The organism is Tsukamurella sp. NPDC003166 (assembly GCF_040611135.1).
GTDB lineage: Bacteria > Actinomycetota > Actinomycetes > Mycobacteriales > Mycobacteriaceae > Tsukamurella.
This window is the reverse complement of the sequence record NZ_JBEXNL010000001.1, coordinates 441,719-467,132: the sequence shown is the minus strand read 5'-3', so window position 1 is coordinate 467,132 and position 25,414 is coordinate 441,719. Positions and strand designations below refer to the sequence as shown.

Annotated in this window: 22 protein-coding genes and 1 pseudogene; 12 read left to right on the top strand and 11 right to left on the bottom strand. The window is 71.9% G+C overall.

Features of this window, described 5'->3' with window-relative positions:
- The 6 genes and pseudogenes from ABZX10_RS02230 to ABZX10_RS02205 form a co-directional block, all read right to left on the bottom strand.
- Window positions 1-731: pseudogene (locus ABZX10_RS02230) on the bottom strand (ABC transporter ATP-binding protein); the annotation flags it as partial.
- On the bottom strand, window positions 724-2,337 hold the full coding sequence (cydD, locus tag ABZX10_RS02225) for a thiol reductant ABC exporter subunit CydD (protein ID WP_355534049.1): 1,614 nt from the start codon (window positions 2,335-2,337) through the stop codon (window positions 724-726). The pseudogene ABZX10_RS02230 and the gene cydD, both read right to left, overlap by 8 nt.
- The gene (gene cydB / locus ABZX10_RS02220) at window positions 2,330-3,364 is read right to left on the bottom strand and encodes a cytochrome d ubiquinol oxidase subunit II (RefSeq protein WP_355534046.1); all 1,035 of its coding nucleotides are present in this window, start codon (window positions 3,362-3,364) and stop codon (window positions 2,330-2,332) included. The genes cydD and cydB overlap by 8 nt, the downstream gene beginning before the upstream one ends.
- A 9-nt stretch (window positions 3,365-3,373) precedes the next feature.
- Entirely contained in the window at window positions 3,374-4,888 is a 1,515-nt protein-coding gene (locus ABZX10_RS02215; RefSeq protein WP_355534044.1) for a cytochrome ubiquinol oxidase subunit I, read from the bottom strand.
- 97 nt (window positions 4,889-4,985) lie between these two features.
- Window positions 4,986-6,368: an amino acid permease gene (locus ABZX10_RS02210; protein ID WP_355534042.1), complete on the bottom strand. Its 1,383-nt coding sequence runs from the start codon at window positions 6,366-6,368 to the stop codon at window positions 4,986-4,988.
- A 61-nt stretch (window positions 6,369-6,429) separates the two neighbouring features.
- The gene (locus ABZX10_RS02205) at window positions 6,430-7,293 is read right to left on the bottom strand and encodes an aminodeoxychorismate lyase (RefSeq protein ID WP_355534040.1); all 864 of its coding nucleotides are present in this window, start codon (window positions 7,291-7,293) and stop codon (window positions 6,430-6,432) included.
- A gap of 93 nt (window positions 7,294-7,386) precedes the next feature.
- On the opposite strand from ABZX10_RS02205, the gene ABZX10_RS02200 reads away from it, so the two are divergent.
- From ABZX10_RS02200 to ABZX10_RS02190, 3 genes are all read left to right on the top strand, one after another.
- Window positions 7,387-8,403, top strand: a complete 1,017-nt coding sequence (locus ABZX10_RS02200) for a folate-binding protein (RefSeq protein WP_355534088.1) — start codon at window positions 7,387-7,389, stop codon at window positions 8,401-8,403.
- Window positions 8,400-8,996 (top strand): MOSC domain-containing protein, encoded by a 597-nt coding sequence (locus ABZX10_RS02195; RefSeq protein ID WP_355534038.1) that lies wholly within the window; start codon window positions 8,400-8,402, stop codon window positions 8,994-8,996. Before ABZX10_RS02200 ends, ABZX10_RS02195 begins: the two co-directional genes overlap by 4 nt.
- Window positions 8,997-9,131: 135 nt before the next feature.
- Window positions 9,132-9,332, top strand: coding sequence for a DUF3073 domain-containing protein (locus ABZX10_RS02190; protein ID WP_355534036.1), 201 nt, complete (start codon window positions 9,132-9,134; stop codon window positions 9,330-9,332).
- Between the two features lie 76 nt (window positions 9,333-9,408).
- On the opposite strand, the gene purM is transcribed toward ABZX10_RS02190, so the two are convergent.
- Both purM and purF read right to left on the bottom strand, forming a co-directional pair.
- Window positions 9,409-10,485 carry a phosphoribosylformylglycinamidine cyclo-ligase gene (gene purM / locus ABZX10_RS02185; RefSeq protein ID WP_355534034.1) on the bottom strand — a complete coding sequence of 359 codons (1,077 nt, stop codon included), beginning with the start codon at window positions 10,483-10,485 and terminating at the stop codon, window positions 9,409-9,411.
- A 60-nt stretch (window positions 10,486-10,545) separates the two neighbouring features.
- On the bottom strand, window positions 10,546-12,111 hold the full coding sequence (gene purF / locus ABZX10_RS02180) for an amidophosphoribosyltransferase (RefSeq protein WP_355534032.1): 1,566 nt from the start codon (window positions 12,109-12,111) through the stop codon (window positions 10,546-10,548).
- 103 nt (window positions 12,112-12,214) lie between these two features.
- Between purF and ABZX10_RS02175 the strand changes: the two genes are divergently transcribed.
- On the top strand, window positions 12,215-12,595 hold the full coding sequence (locus ABZX10_RS02175) for a sterol carrier family protein (protein ID WP_355534030.1): 381 nt from the start codon (window positions 12,215-12,217) through the stop codon (window positions 12,593-12,595).
- A gap of 24 nt (window positions 12,596-12,619) precedes the next feature.
- On the opposite strand, the gene ABZX10_RS02170 is transcribed toward ABZX10_RS02175, so the two are convergent.
- Entirely contained in the window at window positions 12,620-13,657 is a 1,038-nt protein-coding gene (locus tag ABZX10_RS02170) for a LacI family DNA-binding transcriptional regulator (protein ID WP_355534028.1), read from the bottom strand.
- Window positions 13,658-13,784: 127 nt separating this feature from the next.
- Here ABZX10_RS02170 and ABZX10_RS02165 point away from each other — a divergent pair, with 127 nt between their 5' ends.
- Both ABZX10_RS02165 and ABZX10_RS02160 read left to right on the top strand, forming a co-directional pair.
- On the top strand, window positions 13,785-15,239 hold the full coding sequence (locus ABZX10_RS02165; RefSeq protein ID WP_355534026.1) for a cytosine permease: 1,455 nt from the start codon (window positions 13,785-13,787) through the stop codon (window positions 15,237-15,239).
- Window positions 15,236-16,840, top strand: coding sequence for an amidohydrolase (locus ABZX10_RS02160; protein ID WP_355534024.1), 1,605 nt, complete (start codon window positions 15,236-15,238; stop codon window positions 16,838-16,840). The genes ABZX10_RS02165 and ABZX10_RS02160 overlap by 4 nt, the downstream gene beginning before the upstream one ends.
- Window positions 16,841-16,852: 12 nt before the next feature.
- On the opposite strand, the gene ABZX10_RS02155 is transcribed toward ABZX10_RS02160, so the two are convergent.
- Entirely contained in the window at window positions 16,853-17,566 is a 714-nt protein-coding gene (locus tag ABZX10_RS02155) for a hypothetical protein (protein ID WP_355534022.1), read from the bottom strand.
- A 141-nt stretch (window positions 17,567-17,707) separates the two neighbouring features.
- Here ABZX10_RS02155 and ABZX10_RS02150 point away from each other — a divergent pair, with 141 nt between their 5' ends.
- A complete protein-coding gene (locus ABZX10_RS02150; RefSeq protein ID WP_355534020.1) occupies window positions 17,708-19,216 on the top strand; it encodes a glutamate-cysteine ligase family protein in 1,509 nt (502 codons plus the stop codon).
- 8 nt (window positions 19,217-19,224) lie between these two features.
- Here the strand turns inward: ABZX10_RS02150 and ABZX10_RS02145 are convergent, their stop codons facing one another.
- The gene (locus ABZX10_RS02145) at window positions 19,225-20,568 is read right to left on the bottom strand and encodes a TIGR01777 family oxidoreductase (protein ID WP_355534018.1); all 1,344 of its coding nucleotides are present in this window, start codon (window positions 20,566-20,568) and stop codon (window positions 19,225-19,227) included.
- A gap of 94 nt (window positions 20,569-20,662) precedes the next feature.
- Between ABZX10_RS02145 and ABZX10_RS02140 the strand changes: the two genes are divergently transcribed.
- Genes ABZX10_RS02140 through ABZX10_RS02120 form a run of 5 tightly spaced genes read left to right on the top strand, consistent with a single transcriptional unit; the run spans window position 20,663 to window position 25,332 of the window.
- Window positions 20,663-21,925 (top strand): FAD-dependent oxidoreductase, encoded by a 1,263-nt coding sequence (locus ABZX10_RS02140; RefSeq protein ID WP_355534016.1) that lies wholly within the window; start codon window positions 20,663-20,665, stop codon window positions 21,923-21,925.
- A complete protein-coding gene (locus ABZX10_RS02135; protein ID WP_355534014.1) occupies window positions 21,922-22,680 on the top strand; it encodes a DUF1365 family protein in 759 nt (252 codons plus the stop codon). Before ABZX10_RS02140 ends, ABZX10_RS02135 begins: the two co-directional genes overlap by 4 nt.
- On the top strand, window positions 22,677-23,963 hold the full coding sequence (locus tag ABZX10_RS02130) for a class I SAM-dependent methyltransferase (protein WP_355534012.1): 1,287 nt from the start codon (window positions 22,677-22,679) through the stop codon (window positions 23,961-23,963). Before ABZX10_RS02135 ends, ABZX10_RS02130 begins: the two co-directional genes overlap by 4 nt.
- Complete coding sequence (locus ABZX10_RS02125; RefSeq protein WP_355534010.1) at window positions 23,960-24,751, top strand: DUF1295 domain-containing protein; 792 nt, start codon at window positions 23,960-23,962, stop codon at window positions 24,749-24,751. The genes ABZX10_RS02130 and ABZX10_RS02125 overlap by 4 nt, the downstream gene beginning before the upstream one ends.
- On the top strand, window positions 24,748-25,332 hold the full coding sequence (locus ABZX10_RS02120) for a lipocalin family protein (RefSeq protein ID WP_355534008.1): 585 nt from the start codon (window positions 24,748-24,750) through the stop codon (window positions 25,330-25,332). The genes ABZX10_RS02125 and ABZX10_RS02120 overlap by 4 nt, the downstream gene beginning before the upstream one ends.
- Window positions 25,333-25,414: the final 82 nt, after the last annotated feature.

Below are 25,414 nucleotides of genomic sequence, written 5' to 3'. Positions count from 1 at the left end.
GGCGGCGGCCACCCGGCGCGCGCGGACCGGTCGACGGCGGCCCGTCGGGCGTCCTCCGCACGGGCGGCGCGGGCCCGCACCTCGCCGAGCCGTCCAGCGACGGCGAGCTCGCCCGCGTGGTCGAGGACCGCGGAGGCGGCCGCGCCGAACGACTCGCTCCCGACGGCCTCGGCGGCGGCGCGGGCACGCGTCGCCCGCGCGACGGCCCAGGGCACCAGAACGCCCGCCAACAGCAGGCATCCGGCCAACACGAGACCCGCTCGCAGGTCGACGAAGCACATCCAGCCGACCGCGGCGCCGGACACGACGGCGGCCACCGCGGCGGGGATCACGGTGCGCACCAGCGCATCACCCACGGCGTCGACATCGGCGCCGGTGCGGGCCAACAGCTCACCGGCGGAGAGCCGGACGGATTCGGCGGGCGCGGCGCGCGCGAGGCGCGTGTACAGCGCGACCCGCAGTTCGGTCAGCCCGGACAGCGCGACGCGGTGCGCGGCGAGCCGCTCGACATATCGCATGAGGCCGCGCGTGATGCCCAGAGCGCGCACCGCGGTGACGGCGACCGAGAGCGTGAGCACCGGCGGCATGGTCCAGGCCATCGTGATCAGCCACGCCGACAACCCGGCGAGCGCCAGCGCGCTGCCTGCGGTGAGCACGCCGGCGCCGATCGCGCCCAGGACCGCGAGCGGGCGGGATCGCAGGGCGCGCAAGCAGATCAGCAGGTCACGCACGGACCACCTCCAGCACGTCGTCGGCGGCGGCGAGGACCTGCGGGTCGTGCCCGACGAGCACGACCACCGCCCCGGCATCGGCCCGCGCGCGCAGCTCCGCGAGTACGCGCGCCGAGAGACTTTCGTCCAGATGGGCGGTGGGCTCGTCGAACAGGAGCACGGACCGGCCCAGGGCGAGGGTGCGGGCCAGCGCGAGCCGCTGCCGCTGACCGGCCGAGAGCCCGGCACCGCCGACGCCCACCGCACGGCCCCAGCCCGCCTCGGCCACCACCTCGTCGAGCCCCGTGGCGGTCACGACCTCCGGAACGGCCCGCGGGTCGGGGGCGCCGAGGAGCGTGAAATTGTGTGCCAGCGTGCCCGGTTCGAGGTACGGGTGCTGCGGGCACCACGCCACGTGCGCCCACCACCCGGGGCCGCCGGCCAGCGGCGCACCGTCGACGGTGACCGCCCCCGCGTCGGGAACGGTCAGGCCGGCGAGCACGGCGAGCAGCGTCGACTTACCGGACCCGTTGGGCCCGGTCAGCACGGTGATCCGGCCCGGCCGGAAGGTCCCGTCGAAGCCCGACGGTGCCGCCCCGTCCCGCCCGGCGACGCGCACGCCTCGCGCGACGAGCACGCCGGGCCGCGGGCTGCCCTGCGACGGTGCCGGTTCCGACACATCCAACAGTGCGAACACCCGCGAGGTGGCCTCGACGCCCTGCTCGGCGGCGTGGAAGCTCGCACCCACCCGGCGCAACGGTTGGTACACCTCGGGTGCCAGGATCAGCGCGAACACACCGGCGAACAGCGTCATCTCGCCGAACACGAGGCGCAGGCCGATGCCCACCGCCACCAGCGCGACGCAGAGCGTGGCGAGCAGCTCCAGCGCCATCGAGGAGAGGAAGGCGATGCGCAGCGCGGACATCGTCTCGCCGGCGCTGCGCTCCCCCAGCTCCCGAACGGTCCGTTCCGGTCCGCGCTGACGTCCCAGGGCCCGCAGCGTCGGCAGACCGGCAACCAGGTCGAGCAGACGCGAGGAGAGGCGCGCCGTGGCCACGAGGCGCCGGCGCGTGCGGTCGCGGGTGAGCAGGCCGATGAGCACCATGAAGATCGGCAGCAGCGGCAGCGTGCCGAGCGCGACGGCACCGGAGATCGGGTCGGCGACGAACATCGCGATCACCTGGGCCGGCGTCGCGATCACGGTGAGCGCCAGCGCCGGGACGTAGCCCGTCAGGTACGGCGGCAGGTCGTCGAGGCCGCGGGTCAGCGCGGTACGCAGCTCCTCGCGGTCCACCGGGAGTCGACCGGGCCCGATCGCACCCAGTGCGGCGGAACGTAATTCGGATACCACGCGGTCCGCGGCGCGACGCTCGATCCGTGACCGCAACAGCGTCACCGCCACGCGCACCGCGACAGCGCCGACCACGAGCATGATCGTGCCGCGCACCTCGTGCGGTCCCGTCACCAGCCGGGAGAGCACGATCGCGACGCCGTAGGCCAGGGTGATGATCGCCGCGGCCTCCACGACGCCGCAGGCGATGACGACCGCGATCAGTCCGCGCGAGCTGCGGGCGTACCGGAGCAGCCGCGGATCGATCGGCCCGGTGCGCCGCGCGGTGTCAGGCACGCGGGCTGAGCCCGATCGACGGCGGGATCTGGGCCACGGAGATCCGCCTGCGGAACACGACGTAGCTCCACGCCTGGTAGATCATCACCAGGGGCAGCAGCACGACGGTGCACCAGGACATCACGACGAGCGTGTAGTGCGAGGACGCCGCGGCCTCGATGCTGATCGATCGCGCCGGATCGGTCGCGTTCAGCACGTTCGGGAATAACGCGCCGAAGAGCAGCACGCTCGCGCCGATCACCGCGAGCGAGGTGGACAGGAAGGCGGCCAGCTCGCGGTCGGCGCGGATCAGCAGGCCCACGGCGACCAGCGCCGCCGCGGCCAGCGCCACCATCGCCCAGGTCCATCCCCTCCCGTGCGCGAGCTGCGTCCACACCACGAAGAGCGCGCCGATCACGGTGACCGGCAACCAGATCCGCGCCGCGAACCGCCGGGCGTCCACCCGGACGGCACCGTCGGACTTGAGCGCGACGAAGACGGCTCCGTGCAGGAGGAAGAGCCCGAGCAGGGCGACCCCGCCGAGCAGCCCGTACGGGTTCAGCAGGTCCCAGACGTCCGAGGTCATCCGGCCGCGTCCGTCGATGTGCACCCCGTGCACGATGTTCGCGAACACCAGTCCCCACGCGAACGCGGGGATCCAGGAGCCGAGACCGATGCCGAAATCGGCCCAGCCGCGCCAGCGCGGGTCGTCGATCTTGCCGCGCCACTCGATCGCGCAGACCCGAACGATGAGCCCCACCAGGATCGCGAGCAGCACCAGGTAGAAGCCGGAGAACACCGTGGCGTACCAGACCGGGAACGCGGCGAACATCGCTGCGCCGGCGGTGATCAGCCACACCTCGTTGCCGTCCCACACGGGACCGATCGTGTTGAGCAGTACGCGGCGGCGCTGCTCGGCGTCGGGGTGGTTGCGCTTGCGCCCGAGGATCGGCATGAGCATGCCGACGCCGAAGTCGAAGCCGTCCAGAACGAAGTAGCCGGTGAACAGGAAGCCGATCGCGAGGAACCAGTAGTCGGGAAGTGTCATGTCCGCCTCCTAGTACGCGAACGAGAGTTGTTCGGACGAGGACTTCTTCGCGCCGGCGCCGTCCGCACCGTCGGGATCGTCGCCGCCCGGCGGTGCACCGTCGTCGTGGCCGTCGTGACCGTCGAGCGGACTGTGCAGGTCGGGCCCCTGGATCACGTACCGGCGCAACAACAGGAACCACAGGATGTACAGCACCCCGTAGACGGCGGCGAAGGTGATGATCGAGAAGGCCATCATCGCGGTCGAGTGACCCGAGACGGCCTGCGAGACCATGAGCCGGATCGTCGGGTCGCCGTTCGGGTTCGGCGCCACCACCCAGGGCTGGCGGCCCATCTCGGTGAACACCCAGCCACAGCTGTTGGCGAGGAAGGGGGTGGGCAGGGCGATCAGGCACAGCCTGCTGAACCACGTCGACGACGGGACGCGCCCGCGCCGGGTGACCCACAGGCCGGCGAGCGCCAGCAGGCCGGAGCCGATGGACCAGCCCATCATGAACCGGAAGGCCCAGTACGAGACGAACAGGTTGGGTCGGTAGTCGCCGGGGCCGAACTTCTCGACGTACTCCTGCTGCAGTTCGGTGACGCCCTTGAGTGTCGAATCGGGGTCGCCGTTGGCGAGGAACGAGGTCAGATAGGGCACCTGGATGAGGTGTTGCACCGACTCGCAGTTGTTGTGCGTCCCCACGGTGAGGATCGAGAACGAGGCCGCGGTCTCGGTGTGGCACAGCGATTCCGCCGAGGCCATCTTCATCGGTTGCTGCTCGAACATGAGCTTGGCCTGCGCGTCGCCGGTGATGCCCAGCCCGACGGCGGACACGATCATCACGCCCAGGCCGAATCGCGTGACCGGACGGAAGGACCTCGCCAGCTCGATCGCGTCGGCGTCGCCGCGCCGCATGCCGCGCACCATCCACCAGCCGCCGATCGCGGCCACGAAGGTGCCCGCGGTGAGCCACGCGCCGAACACCGTGTGCGGGAACGCGGCCAGCGTGGTCGAGTTGGTCAGCACCGACCAGATACTGGTGAGCTCCGCCCGGTTCTTCTCCGGGTTGAAGGTGGCGCCCACGGGGTGCTGCATCCACGAGTTCGCAGCGATGATGAAGAACGCGGAGGCGTTCACCCCCAGTGCGACCATCCAGATGCAGCCCAGGTGGATGAGTCGGGGCAGCCGGGTCCAGCCGAAGATCCACAGGCCGATGAAGGTCGACTCCATGAAGAAGGCGACGAGGCCCTCGAGCGCGAGCGGGGCGCCGAAGACATCGCCGACGAACTTGCTGTACTCGCTCCAGGCCATCCCGAACTGGAACTCCTGGACGAGGCCGGTGGCCACCCCGAGGGCGAAGTTGATGAGGAAGAGCTTGCCGAAGAAGTTGGTGGCCTTGAGCCACGCGTTCTTCCCGGTGATCAGCCAGATCGTCTGCATCGTGGCCACCATCGGCGCGAGGCCGATGGTGAGCGGGACCAGGATGAAGTGCATGACGGTGGTCATGCCGAACTGCCAGCGGGCGATGTCGAGTGCGGTCATGCGTGCTCCCTGGGCCGAGGGATTGTTACTACACTCCGTAGTACTAACTGGGATAGTAGACCGCTACCCCACCGGAAGTCGAGGCACTTGTCCCAGGTCACACCCTAGAAGAGTCACCCCGCTTCCCGACACGCTTCTGGTGCACGATGCTCGCGACCAGCACGATCACCGCCAACGCGGTCGACAGCCCCACCGAACTGCGCTGATCCGGATCCAGGATCATCGCGACGATCACGAACACGATGAACGCGATCACCGCGTAGGTCAGCCACGGGAACAGCCACATCCGGATCGGCGCCGGCTCCGTGGCGCGCCGCCGGAGCGCGATCTGACTGACGGCGATCACGAGATACACGAACAGCGCCACCGCGCCCGTCGTCGCCAGCAGGTAGCCGAACAGCTTGTCCGGCAGCACGTAGTTGCCGATCACCGCCAGGAACCCGAGCGCCATCGACGCGAGCACCGCGACGGCCGGCACCCCACGCACCGTCGTCCTGCCCGCCGCACGGGGAGCGTCCCCGCGCCGCGCCAGCGAGTACAGCATGCGGGACGCGGTGTAGAGCGCACTGTTGAGGCAGGACGCGACCGCGACCAGGACCACCACGTCCATGATCCCGGCGGCGGCCGGGATGTTCATCGCCTTCAGCACGGCCTGGTACGAGCCCGTCGCACCGTCGACGGAGTTCCACGGGACGAGGGCGACCACCACGAAGATCGAGCCCAGGTAGAACAGGCAGATCCGCCAGACCACCGAGTTCACGGCCTTGGTGATCCCCTTCTCGGGGTTCGGCGACTCGGCGGCCGCGATGGTCACGATCTCGGAGCCCATGAACGTGAACATCGTGGTGAGCATCGCCGCCAGCACCGCCTTCACGCCGTTCGGCATGAACCCGCCGGTGTCCCACAGATGACTCACGCCGGAGACGCTCGACCCCGGCAGCACCCCGAAGATCGCGAGCGCGCCCAGCACCAGGAAGGCGGCGATCGCCACCACCTTGATCAGCGCGAACCAGAACTCGAACTCGCCGTAGTTACCGACGGAGAACAGGTTCGTGGCGGTGAGCAGGACCACCACGACCAACGCCCACGACCACTGGGGTCCGCCCACCACCTTGGCCAGGATCACCGCCGCGGCCGTGGCCTCGACCGGGATCACCAGCACCCAGAACAGCCAGTACAGCCACCCGATCGTCGAACCCGCCCAGCGGCCGAGGGCACGCTCGGCGTAGGTGGAGAAGGAGCCCGTGTCCGGCTGCGCCGTCGCCATCTCGCCGAGCATCCGCATCACCAGGATCACCATCAGCCCGGCGAGGGTGTACGAGATCAGCACCGCCGGGCCCGCCAACTTGATCGCATTGGCGGAGCCGACGAACAGGCCCGCCCCGATCACCCCGGCGATCGAGATCATCGTGATGTGCCGGGGCTTCAGGCTGGTCCCCAGCTGATCGGCGTCGGCCTCGGAATCGGTACGCGTGCGCATCATCGGGACGCTAATCCCGTCGGGCCGTCCGCACCACCGGTGCCGGGATTGTCCGGAACGCCTACGGCGTGTTGTGGATCCCCGCGTCGATGAGGGAGCGCACCGTCTCGTCCATCGGCGCGTCCGGCAGCGTCCGCCCGTCCAGGGTGTGCACGCGGGCGCACAGCGTGATCGACGAGACCAGCCACACCCCGTCGTTCATCACCAGGTCCGCCGGGAACAGCGGCTCGATCGCGGTGGCGACTCCTTTGTCCTCCGCGGCGTCGAAGAGCGCCCGCACGGTGGTTCCCGGCAGGATCCCCTGCTCCTCGGGCGGCGTCACGAGTGTGCGTCCGCGCGCGATCACGACGGTGGCCCGCGGCGCCTCGAGCACCCGGCCCTCGCTGGAGGTGAAGATCACGTCGTCGGCGCCCTGCTGGGCGGCGTAGCGCGCGGCGGCCATGTTCACCGCGTAGGACAGGGTCTTCGCGCCCAGCAGCAGCCACGGCGCGTCCGTGCCCAGCACCGTCGAATAGCCCCGGTTGAGCGTGATCGCGGAGACGCCCTCCGTACGGGCCCGCACGGCCCGCTCGGGCAGCGGCGACACCGACACGTAGGCGGTCGGCGTGCCCGGCGCGGACTCCCGGCCCCGCGTGTAGACGAGGCGCAACGCGCCCTCCGCGCCGCCGGAGTCCTCGCCGTAGAGCATGGCGGCGCGCTGCATGGCCGCCCACCAGGCACCGTCGTTGATCGCGGGGAGCCCGAGCGCGGCGGCCGAGCGGGCCAGGCGGTCGAGGTGCGCACGACCCTTGAGCGGCGCACCGTCGCGCACGAGCACGGTCTCGAAACACCCGTCGCCCCGGACCGCCCCGAGATCGTCGGCGTACAGCAGCGGCGAATCGGCAGCGCGCACGGAACCGTCCAGAGTGACCACCACGGATGCCATGGCGGCAACACTATTCGACGCCCCGGAGCCCCGCGCGGGCACCACGCGTAGGCTGGGGTGGTGGCGATCGACGTTCATTCCGCGTCCGGCATCATGAATCCCGATGACGCTCCCGATGCCGGTGTGACCTGGCATTTCGGTGATCCGTTCGGTGAGCAGCGGGCCGCGGAGCGTGGCGCGGCGGTGATCGATCGCTCGCATCGCCGCGTGATCACACTGACCGGCACCGAGCGGCTGAGCTGGCTGCACTCCATCACCAGCCAGCACCTCACGCACCTGCCCGACCGCACCGCGACGCAGGACCTCAACCTGGACGGCAGCGGCCGCGTGCTGGACCACTTCCACCTCATCGACGTCGACGGCACGACCTACCTCGACACCGAGCCGGCGGCGCTCGCCCCCGCGGAGGCACCGCTCAGCCCGGACCTCGCGACCTACCTGCAGCGCATGGTGTTCCGCTCCGACGTACAGGTGCAGGCGCGGCCCGACCTCGCCGTGCTCACCGTGATCGGCCCGGACGCCGGGGCCGTCGCCGCGCAGGTCGACGGTGTCCGCCGCGCCGAGCCCGGCGAGGTGAACCTCATCGTCCCGCGCGCGGAGCTCGGCGCGACCTTCGGCGCGCTCGTCGGCGCCGGGGCGCGCCCGGCGGGCACGTGGGCCTACGAGGCCCGACGGGTCGCCGCCGCGCACGCCCGGCAGGGCCTCGACACCGACGTCAAGACCATCCCGCACGAGACGGACTGGATCGCCACCGCCGTGCACCTCGACAAGGGCTGCTACCGCGGGCAGGAGACCGTCGCGCGCGTGCACAACCTAGGCCGGCCCCCGCGCCGCCTCGTGCTGCTGCACCTCGACGGCTCCGCCGACGCCCGGCCCGCGACGGGCGACCCCGTCACCCTGGACGGGCGCACCGTCGGGCGGCTCGGCACCGTCGTCGAGCACGCCGACTACGGCCCCATCGCCCTCGCGCTGATCAAACGCTCGATCCCCGACGATGCGAAGCTCGAGGCCGGCGGCGCCGCCGCGGCGATCGACACGGAGGTCACCCCGTCCGCGGACGCCGGCGAACAGGCCGGACGGTCCGCCGTCGACCGGCTGCGCGGCCGGTGACGGCACCCGAGTCCGGGCCACCCTCCCGGGTCCTCGCGGTCTGCGTCGTCGATGCGGAGCTGCGGCTCGACCCGCGGAAGCCGGAGCAGCGGACCGCGATCGACAAGCGGCCCGCCGACGGCCCCGTCGAGATCGGGCCCCTCGGACCGGCTACGGACCACGAGGCGCGACGTTGGGCGCAGGAGCTGGGCCGCGGGCTCCCGCCCGGCTGGTTCGGCGAGAACCTGCGGATCGACGGTGACACCACCGACCTCGTGGTCGGCACGCGGGTGCGCGTCGGCGACGTGCTCGAACTCGAGGTGACCATCCCCCGCACCCCGTGCCGAACCTTCGCGCTGTGGTCCGGCGAGGACGGCTGGGTCAAGCGGTTCACCGCGCGCGGCGACTGCGGCGCCTACTTCCGCGTCCTGACGCCAGGCCCCGTCGCCGCCGGAGATCCGGTCACCCTCGTGCACGTCCCGGAGCACGGTGCGACGATCCGCGACCTCTTCGCCGGGACGCGGCCCGACCGGTTGCGCGAGCTTCTCAAGGCCGGTGACCTGCCCCCTAAGGTCGAACGGGACGCCGCGCGGGCCCTCCAACGCGCCGACTGACACCCAGGCGGCAGCACCATCGGCACGAGCACGCTAAACTGGGCACCAGGAAGAATTACTAGACGGAGAAAGGGGCCGCCACCCGCCGGGCAATCCGGTAGCTGGCCGCCCCTTCATTGCGCAAGGGGGTCCCCCATGGGCCGCGGCCGGGCAAAGGCGAAGCAGACCAAGGTTGCACGCGAACTCAAGTACAGCTCGCCCAGCACTGACCTGAAAAGGCTGCAGGACGAGCTGGCGTCGGGTGAGAACGAGGAGGCCGATGTGATCGCCTCGCACCCCGAGTGGAGCGACGTCGCGGGCGATCCTTACCGTGAGGACGAGTGGCGCCGCGCCTGACGCGCGCCGCACCTCCAGCTCGCACCCCCGCCTCTAGGCACCGTGACCACGGGTCACGGTGCCTATGGCGTTGGGTCTAGAACTTCGGGTGAGAACCGCTCAGCACGGCCCGCTCCCCGGCACCGTCGGACTTCTTGATCGTGCCGAGCACCCAGCTGTCGATGTGCCGTGCCGTGAGCACGGCCAGGGCGCGGTCGACGTCCTCGGGCGCCACGATCGCGACCATGCCGACGCCCATGTTGAAGGTCTTCTCCATCTCGGCCTGCTCCACCCGGCCGCGCTGGGCGATGAGGGCGAACACGGCCGACGGGCTCCACGTGTTGCGGTCCAGCTCGGCGACGAGGCCCTCCGGGATCACGCGCCCCAGGTTGGCCTCGAGGCCGCCGCCGGTCACGTGGCAGAAGGTGCGCACCTGGGTCTCCTGGGCGAGACGCAGGCAGTCCAGGGCGTAGATGGCGGTGGGCTCGAGCAGTTCCTCGCCGAGCGTGCGGCCGAACTCCTCGACGTAGCCGCCGAGGTCCATGTGGCCCCAGTCCAGCAGCACCTTGCGGGCCAGGCTGTAGCCGTTGCTGTGCAGACCCGAGCTCTTCATCGCGATCACGACGTCGCCTGCGCGGACATTGTCCGGCCCCAGGACCTCGTCGGCCTCGACGACGCCGACGCCGGTCGCGGACAGGTCGTACTCCCCCTCGGCCATGAGGCCGGGGTGCTCGGCGGTCTCGCCGCCCAGGAGGGCGCAGCCGGCGCGGACGCAGCCCTCGGCGATGCCACCGACGAGCTCGGCGACCGTCTCCGGGACGACCTTGCCCACGGCGATGTAGTCCTGCAGGAAGAGCGGCTCCGCGCCGGTCACGACGAGGTCGTCGACGACCATCGCGACCAGGTCGATACCCACGGTGTCGTGCTTGCCCATCGCCTGGGCCACGGCGATCTTGGTGCCGACGCCGTCGGTCGAGGCCGCGAGGACCGGCTCCCGGTACTTCTTGAGGGCGAACAGGCCGGCGAAGCCGCCCAGGCCGCCCAGGACCTCGGGCCGCGTGGCGCGCTTGGCGTGCGGCTTGAAGAGTTCGACGGCCCGGTCACCGGCCTCGATGTCGACTCCTGCTGCGGCGTACGAGGCGCCCTGCGGCGGCTGGGTGTTGGAATCCGTCACGGATGCATAGGCTACCGGACCGGAGCCGTCGCAGCCCCCGCCGGACTGCGCAGCAGCCCGTCAGGGACGCCGGAGAGCCGACGCGTTGTCGTTGTCGGCCTGCAGCGGGTCGCCCTCGGCGGCGCCCGCCTTGAGCATGTTCTCCAGTACGGCCTTGCCCATCGACGTGGACTCGGGCAGCGGGATCGGGTAGACCCCGTCGAAGCAGGCACGGCACATGGACTCGCCCTCGTGCTCCGTCGCCGCGGTCATCTCGTCCAAGGAGATGTAGCCCAGCGAGTCGGCGCCGATCGCGGCCCGCACGGACTCGACCATGGCCTCGAAGGAGTCGGCGCCGCCACCGTTGGCGATGAGCTCCGCCGGGGAGGCGAAGTCGATGCCGTAAAAGCACGGCCATTTGACCGGCGACGACGCGATGCGCACGTGGATCTCGGCGGCGCCCGCCTCGCGGAGCATGCGGATCAGCGCGCGCTGGGTGTTGCCGCGCACGATCGAGTCGTCGACGACGACGAGCCGCTTGCCGCGGATCACTTCCTTGAGCGGATTGAGCTTGAGCCGGATGCCCAGCTGGCGGATGGTCTGGCTGGGCTGGATGAAGGTGCGGCCCACGTAGGCGTTCTTCATCAGACCCTGGCCGTAGGGGATGCCGGACTCCTGCGCGTAGCCGACGGCGGCCGGGGTGCCGGACTCGGGCACGGGGATCACCAGGTCGCCGTTGGCGGGGTGCTCCCGGGCCAGACGGCGGCCGATGTCGACGCGGGTCGAGTGCACCGACCGGCCCTGGATCACCGAGTCGGGGCGGGCCAGGTAGACGTACTCGAAGATGCAGGTCTTGGGCGTCGGCTGGGCGAAGCGGGTGGACCGCACGCCGTCCTCGTCGATGGCGAGCAGCTCGCCCGGCTCGATGTCGCGCACGAAGGACGCGCCGACGATGTCGAACGCGGCGGTCTCGGAGGCCACGACCCAGCCGCGGTCGAGCCGGCCGAGGGACAGCGGGCGGACGCCGTGCGGGTCGCGCGCCGCGTACAGCGTGTGCTCGTCCATGAAGGTCAGGCAGAAGGCACCCTGCACCGTGGGCAACAGCTCCATCGCCGCCTGCTCCAGCGTGCGGTCGGCCGCGGCGTGGGCCAGCAGCGCCGTCAGGATGTCCGAGTCGGAGGTCGCAGCGTTCCGGCCGCCGACCACGCCCAGCTCGGCGGCCCGCGTCGCCAGCTCGGCGGTGTTGACCAGGTTGCCGTTGTGCCCGAGCGCCACGCCGTTGCCGGCGCTGGTGGTGCGGAAGATCGGCTGGCTGTTCTCCCAGGTGGTGGAGCCGGTGGTCGAGTAGCGGCAGTGGCCGATCGCCACGTGACCGGGCATCGAGCTCAGCGTCTGCTCGTCGAACACCTGGCTCACGAGCCCCAGGTCCTTGAACACGAGCACCTGCTGACCGTCGCCGACCGCGATGCCCGCGGCCTCCTGGCCACGGTGCTGCAGGGCGTAGAGGCCGTAGTACGAGAGCTTCGCCACGTCCTCACCGGTGGCCCAGACGCCGAAGACGCCGCACTCCTCCCGGGGCTCGCGCTCCTGCCCGTCATCGAGGGGACCGGTGGTGGAATCGACGACGGTGAGCGGAAGCTGCTGCACGGCTACTCCTGGGGCTGGCTGGGGGCGGGCCTCATTCGATTGTAGGACCGATTCGGTAATTGGAACGAATCGGTGAGTAGGTTTCTTCCGGAAGGACGGTGTGATGGCGAAGACGATCGACCCCGCGCAGATGCGCGCCGCGGTGCTCGCCGTGCGGGAATGGCTGACCGACGACGAGGTGCCCGATCCGCCCCGGCGCACCGTCGCCGAGGCGGTCCGGTCGACCGCCCGCACGCTGGCCCAGGACGCCCCCGGCGGGTCGGTGGAGGTGCGGGTGCCGCCCTTCGTCGCCGTCCAGTGCGTCGACGGTCCGCGGCACACCCGCGGCACGCCGCCGAACGTCGTGGAGTGCGCACCGCGCGTGTGGCTTCGGCTGGCGACGGGCCTGGTCACCGTCGACGAGGCGATGGAGGCCGCCGACCTGACGGCCAGCGGCTCCCGTGCGGGCGAGATCGCCCGGTACCTCCCCGTCCTGCGCCTGTAGCCCCCGCCGCTCGGCGGCCCTCGCTCAGCAGGCCGTCGAACCGCGGACCACCAGCCGGCCGACGCCGACCGGGAGAGCGGGCGGATCGGTGCCGCGCAGCCGCCCCACGAGTGCGGTCACCGCGCGCCGGGCGAGTTCCTCGGGCTGCAGGTCGACGGCGGTGAGGTCCGCTGCGCGCGCCTCCTCCGCGTCGGAGCCCGCCGCGATCCGCACCGCGCCCGGGATCGCGTGGCCGAGCTCGCGCAGCCGCTCCATCGCCCCCACCGCGGGCGCCGCGGCGAGGCAGAACAGTGCGTCGGGCGCACCGTCGGACCCGGGAACGGCACCGGCCGGGAACCACCGGTCCACAGCATCCCGCCCCGCCTCGGCGCCGATCGCGTCGGCGTGCAACAGCACCCGCGCGGGCATCGCGCGGGCGGCGCACCAGCGGCGATAGACCTCCACGGACCGCAGCGACCACTCGTCCCGCTCGTCGGCGGCGAGGAAGGCGATGGCGCGGCCGCCGGCGGCGGCCAGGTGCTCGAGGACGTCGGCGGTGATCCGCTCGGTCTCGATCCCGACGTGCCCCGGCGCACCGTCGTCCCACGTCCCGTCCGCGCGCGGCGCCAGCCCGACGGTGACGCACGGCGTCCCGATCCGCTCGCACAGGTCGATCAGCGGGTCGTCGAGGGTCGGCTCGGTGAGCAGGATCCCCTCGGCGGCGAGCGCGGCGGACGGCGCGTCGTCCCGCGCCGGGTCGCCGACGAGCATGAGGCAGTAGCCCGCGTCGAGCGCTGCCATCGCTGCCGCGCCGGCGAGCCGGAGGAAGTAGTCGACGCCGTGCAGTTGATCCGGCGCGATGCGGTCGAGCGGACGCGCAACCAGGGCGATCACGCTCAAGCGGCTGCGACGCAGCCCCTGGGCCAGCACGTCGGGCCGGTAGCCGAGCTCATGCGCGGCGGCCCGGACCCGCTCGCGCGTGTCCGCGGCGACGACGCCGTTGCCACTGAAAGTGTGCGAGACCGTCGTCACGGACACGCCTGCGCGGCGCGCGACATCGGCGATCCTGGGCCGCTTGCTCATCGCGTCCACGCTAACCGCGGCGAGCCGCGATGTTCGACAATTGCCCAAATCGTTTTGGATCCCTAGCGTGATCCAGGCCACACCGCATCCCTCCCCGAGGACGCGACCGATACCCCGTGGAGGCCCCATGACGCCGACCCCGTCGACCCGACACCCCGTTCAGCCGCAGACGGCGGCCCACCAGCCCCGCGTCGAGGCCCACGGCATCGACGTCATCCCCGCCGACGAGCGGCACGGCCGCGCGCGCGACCTGTTCCTGCTCTGGTGCGCACCCAACATCAACTACCTCGCGTTCGTGGTCGGCGCCGCGCTCATCCTCATGGGGCTCGAGCTGTGGCAGGCGGTGGCCGTGTCGGTCGTCGGCAACCTGTTCGCGGTCGTGACCGGCATCGTCGCGATCCCCGGGCCGGTGTCCGGCACGCCCAGCCAGGTGACCACCCGCGCGATGTACGGCGTGCGCGGCAACCGGGTCGCGATCGCGGTCAACGGCTGGTTCGTCTCGGTCTGCTACATCGCGATCAACTGGGCAGCCGCCGCGGCCGTCGGATACACGTTGCTGCAACACTTCGGCCTCGCCGTGAACATCCCGGTCAAGCTCGGTGTCACCGCGGTCATCGCCACCGCGACCGTCACCGTCGCGATCTTCGGCCAGGGCATGATCAGCCGGCTCTACCCGCTGCTGTCGCTGGTCCTGGCGGTCGTCTTCGCCGTCGCCGCGGGTTTCGTCGTCTCCCACGCCGACCTCGACTTCACCCAGCCGGCCCCGCTGCACGGCTTCGACCTGTGGATCGCGGTCTTCGGTGGCCTCACGCTCGTCGCCGCGAGCCCCCTGTCGTACACGATCAGCTCCGACTTCGCGCGCTACCTCCCCGCCGACACCAGCCCGGTGTCCGTGGCCACCGCCACGGCGCTGGGCAGCGCCGTCCCGGGCGTCGTGCTCGTGGCCGTCGGAGCGCTCGCGGCGACCACCGCCGACATGTCCGACCCGCAGCGAGGCATCACCGCGCTCATCCCCTCCTGGCTGGTGCCCGTCTTCCTCACCGCGGTGATCGTGAGCACCGTCTGCAACAACGCCCTGACCTCCTACAGCGCGGGACTCGCGCTGCAGTCGGTCGGCGTGCACACCAGCCGGGCGCGCGCGGTCGCGGCCACCGGCGTCATCGGGGCCCTCCTCACCCTCTACGCGCTGTTCGTCTCCGACTTCCTCGGCGCCGTCAGCAGCGCGTTGTCGATGCTCGTGGTGCTCGTCGGTCCGATCATGGCCGTGTACGTCACCGACATCCTGATCCGGCGCGGTCGCTACGACGGTGTCGCCCTCAGCGACGAATCGCACCGATCCGACTTCTGGTACACCGGCGGCGTGAACGTCGCGGGCGCGGTCTCCGTGCTGGCCGCCGCCGGCCTCGCGCTGCTGGCCTCGCACACCGTCGAGTTCCGCGGCCCCATCGCCACGGCGCTGGGCGGGATCGACCTGTCGCTGCCGGTCGGCGTGATCGTCGCGGCGGGCCTGTACCTACTGCTCAGCCACCTCGTCTACGGCCTGCCCGGCCACCGCACGACCACGAAGGAGACGGACCGTTGATCCACTATCGGAACGGGCGGGTGGTCACCGTCGACCCCGCGAACCCCCACGCGCAGTCCCTGCTGGTCGACGGGCCGCGCCTGGCTTACGTCGGCACGGCCGACGGTGCCGCCGCGCTCGCGCCGGACGCCGAGGTGGTGGACCTGGACGGCGCGCTCGTGCTCCCCGGTTTCATCGACGCGCACACCCACCTCGTCGAGATGGGAACCGCGCTGAACAGCCTGGACCTGCTCGACGTGCGCGACGCCGGCGACCTGCAGGCCCGCCTGTTGTCCTTCGCCGCCGACCATGCGGACGCCCCGCGCCTCATCGGCGGACGCTGGCTGCTCGGCCCCCTCGCCGGCCGCGCCCCCGACCGGCACCTGCTCGACGCGGCGGTCCCGGACCGGCCGGTCTACCTCCACTCGAACGACATGCACTCGATGTGGGTCAACAGCGCCGCCCTGGCCGAGCTGGGCATCGACGCGGATACGCCCGATCCCGTGGGCGGGACCGTGGTCCGCGACGGCGACGGTGCCGCCACCGGCCTGCTCCTGGAGATGGCAGCGCTCGGCCTGGCGAGCGACTTCCTCGCCGCGCAGGTCACCGACGCCGACCGCGACGCGGCGCTGCGGACGGCGATCGACGCCTACCTCCGGACCGGGGTGACCGGCGCCGTCGACATGGCGCTGCGCGCCGAGGACCTGGCGGCGCTCGAGCGGACCGCCGCGGGCGGCCTCGACATGCGGATCGCCGCGCACTGGCTGATCGTCCCGTCCGGCGACGCGGAGAGCGACCTGGCGCAGGTCGCCACGGCCGTCTCGCACGCGGATCGCCTGCGCGGCGGGCCGATCCGCATCGCCGGGATCAAGATCATGGTCGACGGGGTGATCGACAGCTGCACGGCCGCGATGCGCGCGCCCTTCGCCGACGGATCCCACCCCGATCCGATCTGGCCGCTCGAGTCGTTGGAGCCGGTGGTACGTGCCGCCGACGCCGCGGGCCTGCAGGTCGCGATGCACGCGATCGGTGACGCCGCGTCGGATATCGCGCTCACGGCCATCGAGCGGGCGATCACCGCGAACGGCCCCCGCGACCGCCGGCACCGCCTTGAGCATCTCGAGGTGGTCGGCGAAGACAGCATCGCCCGCCTGGCCGCGCTCGGCGTGGTGGCCTCGATGCAGCCGGTGCACGCCGATCCGGCTATCCAGGAGACCTGGCGCGCGAGCCTCGGCGGTCACCGGTGCGAGCGCGGCTACCCGTGGCCCGAGATCACCGCGGCCGGCGCGCGGCTGGCCTTCGGCTCGGACGCGCCGACGGCGCCGCACCCGCCGCTACCGAACCTGTTCATCGCGGCGACGCGCCGATCGGCGATCGACCCGTCGCTGCCGCCGAATCTGCCCCAGTACGCACTGCCGCTGGCGCAGGCCCTCGCCCACGCGACCCGGGACGCGGCGTACGCGAGCCGCTGGGAGGCCGAGACCGGCGTCCTGGCCGCAGGGCTGGCCGCGGACTTCGTGGTCCTCGACGCCGACCCGTTCGCCGAGGGCCCCGACTCGCTGCTCACGGCGCGGGTCCGGCGCACCGTCGCGGCCGGGGTCACGCGCTGGTCGGGCCGGTAGGCCCGGCCCGCATCAGCGGGCCGCGCGCACCTTGTCGACGGCCTTGGTGAGGGTCTGTGCGAAGCCGGCCCGGTCGAGGCGGCCACCCTGCGAGCCGGAGGCGGTCACCACGACGGTGTAGCCGCGGACCTGGTTGACCCCCTCGATCTGGTTGACGTTGACGGCGCGCTCCTTGCCGGGCTTGCCGTCCTTGCCGTTGACGGTCACAGTGCCCGTGCCCCGCGCCGCGATGACGGTGGTGCCGGCGGGGACGCCCGCCACGGAGACCTGCGCGAACGTGATGTTGATGAGCGCCTTGGCCGGGACCTGCTCGGACGGCTTCAACTCGACCTTGACGTTGCTGCAGTTCTGCAGCGCGGCGGCGTTGACCGCGGCCGGCTTGGCGGAGAGCACCTCGACGAGGCCGGTCGTCGTGCGGTCGCTGAACGCACTGACCATCGGGAGGTCGCCGGCATGCTGCTGCAGTGCGGACACCGTGGGAGCGCACTCTGCCGGCGTCACCGTGACCTTGCTCTGGAACTGGTTCAGCGGCGCGATCATCTCGAGCCGATCGGCGACCGAGAAGGGCATGACCTCGTAGCCCGCCGGGAACTCGCCGTCGGCGAGCAGCAACTGGTCGACGGGGGTGGTCGGCGCGCCGGCGGGATCCGCCATGGCGACGGACGCCGGGGCGACGAGTGCGACGACGGCGGTGCCGACGGCGAGCGTGTTCCGAAGAGTGCGCACGTGAACTCCTAGTGTGTTTGCAGTGTCGAAGAACACTGTCGGTGGTCACACTGTAGCGACACGTGTTGCGATCGCGAAGTGCGGTTCCGGGATGCCCCGATTCCGCCCGCGCGCCGCGGTGGTTCTGCCAAGCTGCGAACCATGGGTGCCGATGTCGATGCCAGGGTGTTCACGCGCGAGGACCGGATGCGGTTCCGTCGCCAGGTCCAGCGCGGAACGGACGCCATCGCCCGCATGCTCGCCGAGGGCCTGTTCACGGACGACGGTGCCCCGCCGGAACCGCTGCTCGGCATGGAGGTCGAGCTCAACCTCGTCGACGACGAGATGGAGCCGGCGATGGCCAACGCGGATGCGCTGGAGGCCATCGCCGACCCCGACTTCCAGACCGAACTGGGCCAGTTCAACATCGAGATCAACGTCGCGCCGCGCCCCTTCGTGGACCAGAACACGCTCAATCTCGAGGATTCGCTGCGGGATTCGCTCAACCGCGCCGACGAGCGCGCCCGCGCTGCCGGTTCGAACCTGGTGATGATCGGCATGCTCCCCACGCTGGAGGAGGAGCATTTCGGCAAGCAGTGGTTCTCGGCGAACCCGCGCTACGACCTACTCAACGAGCAGGTCTTCGCAGCCCGCGGCGAGGACATCGAGATCGACATCGAGGGCGCCCCCCTGCCCGGCGCCGTCGTCGGTGAGCGGCTCGACATCACCTCTGACACGATCCTGCCCGAGGCGGCGTGCACGTCGCTGCAGCTGCACCTGCGAGTGGCGCCGGAGGACTTCGCGGCGCACTGGAACGCCGCGCAGGCCATCGCGGGCGTGCAGGTGGCGATCGCTGCGAACTCGCCCTTCCTCGCCGGCAAGGCGCTGTGGCACGAGACGCGCATCCCCCTGTTCGAGCAGGCCACCGACACCCGCCCGATCGAGCTGCGCAACCAGGGGGTGCGGCCGCGCGTGTGGTTCGGCGAACGGTGGATCACCTCCACCTTCGACCTGTTCGAGGAGAACACCCGCTACTTCCCGGCGCTGCTGCCCGTGTGCAGCGACGTCGACCCGTTGGCGGAGGTCGCGGCGGGCCGATCCCCAGAACTGCCGGAACTGCGGATGCACAACGGCACCGTCTACCGCTGGAACCGGCCCGTGTACGACGTCGTCGACGGCCACGCGCACCTGCGCGTCGAGAACCGCGTGCTGCCCGCCGGCCCCACTGTGGTGGACACGATGGCGAACGCCGCCTTCTACTACGGCGTGGTCCGGGCGCTCGTGGAGGCGGACCGTCCGATCTGGACGCAGATGAGCTTCGACGCCGCGACGGAGAACCTGCACTCCGGCGCGCGCGACGCCTTCGATGCGGGCCTGTACTGGCCGAACGTCGGCTGGATCCGGCCCGACGAACTGGTCCTGCGCCGGCTCCTCCCGCTCATGGACGCGGGTCTGAAGTCCTACGGCGTGGGCTCGCGATCGCGGGAGCGGTACATGGAGGTCCTGCAGGGCCGCTGCATCACCCGCCAGACCGGTTCGAGCTGGCAGCGCGCTGCCGTCGCCGCCCGCGAGGAGGCCGGCGAAACCCGGCACCAGGCGCTGCGCGGCATGCTCACCGACTACGTCCAGCTGATGCACGAGGGGAAGCCCGTCCACACCTGGGAGGTCTGACCGGCGGCTCAGCCCAGCAGGTGCCGCAGTGCGCCCTCGATCGTGGGCTGCCTGAAGACGTGGCCCCGCTCCTCCAGCACCGCCGGCCGCACCCGCTGCGAGGCGAAGGCCAGGTCGTCGGCGCCCTCGCGCCCGAGGAGCAATGCGGGCCCGAACGACGGAACGGGCAGCACCGTCGGCCGATGCAGGGCCCGGCCGAGGGCCCTGGTGTACTGCGCATTGCGGACCACGCCCGGCGCGACGGCGTTGACCGGGCCGGACAGGCCCGTGTCCCAGATCGCCCGGTGGTAGACGTCGACGAGATCGTCGATGCCGACCCAGGGCTGCCACTGCCGGCCGTCGCCCAGGCGCCCGCCGAGGCCCACCCGGAACAGCGGGAGTTGTAGCCCCAGGGTGCCGCCTCGCGGCGACTGGACGATGCCGGTGCGGACCGTGACCACCCGCGTCCCGTCCCCGGCGCCGTCGTGCGCCGCGTCCTCCCACTGCCGCACCACCTCGGAGAGGAAATCCGGTTCCGAGGGCGCGGAAGAGGTTTCGGTGAGCGCCTCGTCGCCCCGGTCGCGCCCGTAGTACCCGACGGCCGACGCGCTCACGAACACCGGCACGCCCGCCTCCGCCGCGGCGCGGGCGAGCAGGCGCGTGGGCTCGATGCGGCTACCGACGATCGTGTCCTTGTGCGCCTGGGTGAACCGACCCGCGATGCTCGCGCCCGCCAAGTGGACCACGGCGTCCACGCCCTCCAGCGCCGCCGGGTCGGGCGCCGCCGGGTCCCATCGGCGCTCGTCCGGCCCTGTCGGCGCGTGCCGGACCAGCGAGATCACACGGTGCCCGCCCGTGCTGAGGAATGCGGTCAGGTCGGCGCCGACCAGGCCGGACGCGCCCGTCACCGCCACCGTCGAGGGGGTCAGTCCGGCTTCCGCGGCCCGACGGTGCGCCGCCAGGTCGCCCTCCAGCCTGCGGTACCGGAAGTCGATCGCGCTCGCCAGCAGGGCCTCCGGGACCGGGGTGGACACGTCGTCGGAGACGCGGGTGCGGCCCTCGTCGACCGGCTCGAAACCGTGCACGTGCCGCCACGGGAAGATGCCGGCGGGGAGCGACCGCACGCCGTCCGCCGCCACCTCGTCGACGAAGCGTCGCCCGGGGGAGTAGGCCTGCGGGTCGTGCCGGGCGAGCCACTGCAGGCCGCCGGGCAGGCCCAGCACTGTGGTGCCGTCGGCGAGTGAATCCGCCTGCGAAACCAGGCGGATCGGCACCCACGGCGCCATCAGCCTGGTGAACGCGCCCGGTCGCGAGAACCAGGCGAACACCTCGTCGACGGGTGCCTCGATGATTGCGGATCGCCGTATGCCCATGCCTCCACGCTAACCCCGGATCCGGCCGGGCGCAGGACCGAAAACTTCTCGGAGAAAATCCCATCCGCACCGCCATCCGCTCCGAATAGGCGGTATGGATCATCGGAAGAGGCACGTGGCGGTCATCGGCAGCGGCGTCAGCGGCCTGGTCGCCGCGCACCGCCTGAGCCGGACCGCGCGCGTCACCCTGTACGAGCGCGACGAACGCCTCGGCGGGCACGCCCACACACACCAGGTGGACCTCGGGCCCGGCGGGACCGTGCCCGTCGACTCCGGCTTCATCGTCCACAACGACCGCACCTACCCGGTGCTGTGCGATCTGTTCGACGAACTCGGCGTGGCGACCCGCGAGACCGAGATGAGCATGTCCCTCCGCGACGACGCGCGCGGCGTCGAGTTCGCCGGCGGCAAGGGGTTCCGCGGCCTGTTCCCCACCCCGCGCCATCTGTCCGACCCGCAGCACCTGCGCCTGCTCGCGGAGGTGCCTCGGTTCCATCGCGCGGCACGGCGACACCTCCACGGCACCGGCGTCGACCTGCCGCTCGACGACTTCGTCCGGCGTGCAGGACTCAGCGACCGCCTCGTCCGGGGCTTCCTTCGTCCGCTGGTGGCCGCGGTGTGGTCCTGCCCGCCCGACGAGGTGGGCGCCTATCCCGCCCGCCATCTGTTCCGTTTCCTGGCCAACCACGGGATGCTGTCGGTGGGGCGATCGCTGCAGTGGCGCACCGTCATCGGCGGATCCGCGCGGTACGTCGAGAAGGTCGCCGCCGGCGTCGCGGACGTGCGCACCGGCACGGAGGTGCGCAGCCTGCGGCGGACCGGCCCGGGCGTCCGGGTCGTCGACGAGACCGGCGCGGCAACGGAGTTCGACGGCGCCGTCGTCGCCGTCCACCCGCACCAGGCGCTGGCGCTGCTCGACGCGCCGACGATCCTCGAACGCGAGCTTCTCGGCGCGATCCGGTACACCCCCAATCCCGCTCTGCTGCACACGGACACCTCCCTGCTCCCCCGGAACGAACACGCCCGCGGGTCGTGGAACCACCTCACCACCGCCGACGGCCGGCGGGTCTGTGTGACCTACGACATGACCCGACTGATGGGCCTGCCGCGCGGCGGCACGACCGTCCTGGTCACCCTGGGTGGCGCGGATCTCGTGGACCCGCGCACCGTGATCGCCGAGCTCGACTACGAGCATCCGTCGTTCAGCACGGAGTCGGTGGCTGCCGCGCAACGCCTCGACGAGCTGTCGGGCCCGGTGCTCGCCTACGCCGGCGCCTACCACGGCTGGGGCTTCCACGAGGACGGTGCCGTGTCGGGCCTGCGGGCCGCCGAGCGGATCGCCGGGGTGCGGCTGTGACCGAATCGAACACGCTGTACGACACCGAGATCAGCCACATCCGGCGCGGTCCGATCCCCCACCGCTTCCGGTACCGGAGCGCGAGCTGGTTCATCGATGTCGACGTCCCGCCCCGCGTGCCGTGGGCACTGCGACCGCTCGTCGGATTCCGCGCGGCGGACCACCTCGCGCCCGTGGACGCCGGCCCCGACACCCTCCGCCGCCGGGTGGAGGCGAGCCTGCGCCGTGCCGGGATCGACCTGCCGGCCGGCCGGATCACCGCCCTCCTCAACGCCCGCTGCCTCGGCTACGTCTTCGATCCGCTGACGGTGTTCTGGTGTCACGACGCCGACGGCGCCGTGCGGGCGGTCGTCGCCGAGGTGCACAACACCTACGGCGGCCGGCACGCCTATGTCCTGGACGCGTCGGCGATGACGGGAACGTGCGTCGACAAGAGCTTCTACGTCTCCCCCTTCAACGCCGTCGAGGGCGAGTACCGGCTCCGGATGCCGGAGCCGGGTGAGCGGCTCGCGATCGACGTGACCCTCGAGCGGGAGGCGCTGCCGCCCTTTCTCGCTCACTGGCGCGGCACGCGCAGGCCCGCCACGACACGGTCGATCCTCGCCGCGCAGCTGCGCGCGCCGCTCGTCCCCCTCGTCGTCGCCGCACGCATCCGGGTGCACGGCATCCGCCTGTGGGCCGCCGGCCTTCCCCTCGTGCCCCGCCCGCACACCGTCGAACGTCCGCACACCGTCGAACAGGAAGCGCAACCGTGACCGCCGAACTCGATGTCCGACCCGCCCGCTCGCCCCGGCCGTCCGCGCCGGCGCCCGACGGACCGCTCCCCCGCGCCCTCGGGATCGCCGCCCGGATCCTGTTGCGGCGCGCGGCCGCCCGCACCGGGGTCGCGCTGTCGAACCGCGGAGACCCGGCGCCCGCGGGTCCGGCGATCCGGCTCGTCCGGCCCGGTGCGGCGGGCCGCCGGATCGGTACGGCCCGGCTGATCGGCTTCGGCGAGGCCTACGTGGCCGGCGATTGGGACTCGACGGACCTGGCCGGCGCCCTGACCGCGCTCGCCACCCGGATGCCCGACCTGGTGCCGCGGTGGATCCAGGCACTGCGGCCGCTCGCGGCGATCGCCCGACCGCGCACCGAGATCGGCGCGCCGCAGCACACCCGGGCCAATGTCTCGCACCACTACGACCTGTCCAATGCGCTGTTCGCGCGGTTCCTCGACGAGACGCTCACCTACTCCAGTGCGCTGTTCTCCCCCGTCGAGATCCCCGACGGTGCGCCCGGTCTCACCCGGGCCCCGGATGCCACGGGAGCGACATGGGAGGCTCTCTCGGACGCCCAGCGCGCCAAGGTCGATCGGCTCCTCGACGCCGCCGACGTGGGCCCCGGATCCCGCGTCCTCGAAGTGGGGACGGGCTGGGGCGAGCTGTGCCTGCGCGCCGCACGCCGCGGGGCGACGGTGCGGTCGGTGACGCTCTCGACCGAGCAGCAGGGCCTGGCGCGGCGGCGCATCGCCGAGGCGGGCCTCACCGACAGGGCGCGTGTGGATCTCCTGGACTACCGCGCAGTGGACGGCGAGTACGACGCGATCATCTCCGTGGAGATGATCGAGGCCGTCGGCGCGGCGCACTGGGACGAGTACTTCGCCGTGCTCGCCCGTTTGCTCGCGCCCCGCGGCCGGATCGCGCTGCAGGCGATCACGATGCCGCACGAGCGGATGCTGGCGACCCTGCACACCTACACCTGGATCCAGAAGTACGTCTTCCCCGGCGGGATGCTGCCGTCGACCGAGGCCATCGCCGCCGCGGCCGCTCGAGCGGGGCTCGCGATCCGCTCCCGGCATCGGTTCGGCCCGCACTACGCCGAAACCCTGCGACTGTGGCGCGAGCGGTTCCTCGCCGACCCCCACACCCTGCCGGCGCCGGCGGACACCCCGTCGTTCCAACGCCTCTGGGAGTTCTACCTCGCCTACAGCGAGGCCGGATTCCGCTCGGGCTACATCGACGTCCAGCAGATGGTCCTCACCGAGGGGGCCGCGCGATGACCGGGTTCCTGCTCGTCACCGTCGTCTCCGTGGCGATGCTCGCCGTGCTCCAGGCCGTGACTTTCGCCGTCGGGCACAGGATCGGGCGGTACAACACCGTCGACGTGGCCTGGGGCGCAGGCATCGTGCTGGTGGCGTGGATCGCCCTCGGCCTGGGCGGAGGTGATCCGGTGCGGGGGTGGATCGTCACGGCACTCGTCACGGTGTGGGGGCTCCGCCTCTCCTGGCACATGTGGGTGAAGTCGGCAGGCAGGGGCGAAGATCCGCGGTACACCGATATGTTGGAGCGCGCCGGCGGCGGTGTCGGCACGGTGATCCGGAAGATCTTCGTGGTCCAGGGCGCCGCGCAGTGGTTCGTCTCGCTGCCCGTGCAGGTGTCTGGCGCGGCGGACCACACGGCGGGGCCGTGGACGGCGGTGCTGATGGTCGGCGTCGCGCTCGCGCTCACCGGCTTCACCTTCGAGGCGGTCGGCGACCACCAGCTCCGCGCGTTCAAGGCCGATCCGGCCAACCACGGCCGGATCATCGACCGCGGCCTGTGGGCGTGGACCAGGCACCCCAACTACTTCGGCGACGCCTGCGTCTGGTGGGGTCTGTGGCTGATCGCCGCAAGTGCGTGGCCCGGCGTCCTCACCGTCCTGTCGCCCGCTCTGATGACCTACTTCCTGGTGCACGCCACCGGCGCCCGCCGGTTGGAGCGCTTCATGAGCCGCCGCCCCGGCTGGGCCGAATACGCCGCTCGCACATCATTCTTCCTGCCCCGACCACCCCGAGGAGAATCCCGATGAACCGCACCGTCTTCGCCGGCGTCGCCGTCCTCACCCTCGCTGGACCCACCGCGGCGCCGGCCGCCGCGGCGCCGCTCGCCCCGGTCGCCCGGGTCGATGTGGCCCGGTACACCGGCACCTGGCACCAGTTGGCCACCGTGCCCGCCCCGTTCAGCCTGCAATGCGCGCGCGACACGACCGCGGTGTACCGCGTCCTCGACACGACCGACGTCGCGGTCCGCAACACCTGCACGACCTGGACCGGGTCGCAGTCGACGATCACCGGGAACGCCCGGGTCACCGACCCGCGCACCGGAGCGCAGTTGCACGTCAGCTTTCCCGGCGTGCCCACGCAGGAATCGCTCGACGGTCCGCCCAACTACGTGATCGCCGCTCTCGCACCGGACTACTCGTGGGCGTTCGTCGGCGATCCGGCGCGACGCAGCGCGTTCGTGCTCTCCCGCACCCCGTCGGTACCAGCCGCGCGCTGGGCGGAGATCCACTCCACGGCGGACCGTCTGGGGTATAACAGCTGCACCATCCTCAGCACGCCGACGACCGGCGGGCTCGAGCGTGTCGCCCCGCTCTGCACACTCCCGTGACATCGTGTTGCTCCTCGAACGACCGCGGTTCGGCGCGCCGGGAACGACCGGAGCCGATACCGTACGGAAGAACGAAGGAGTA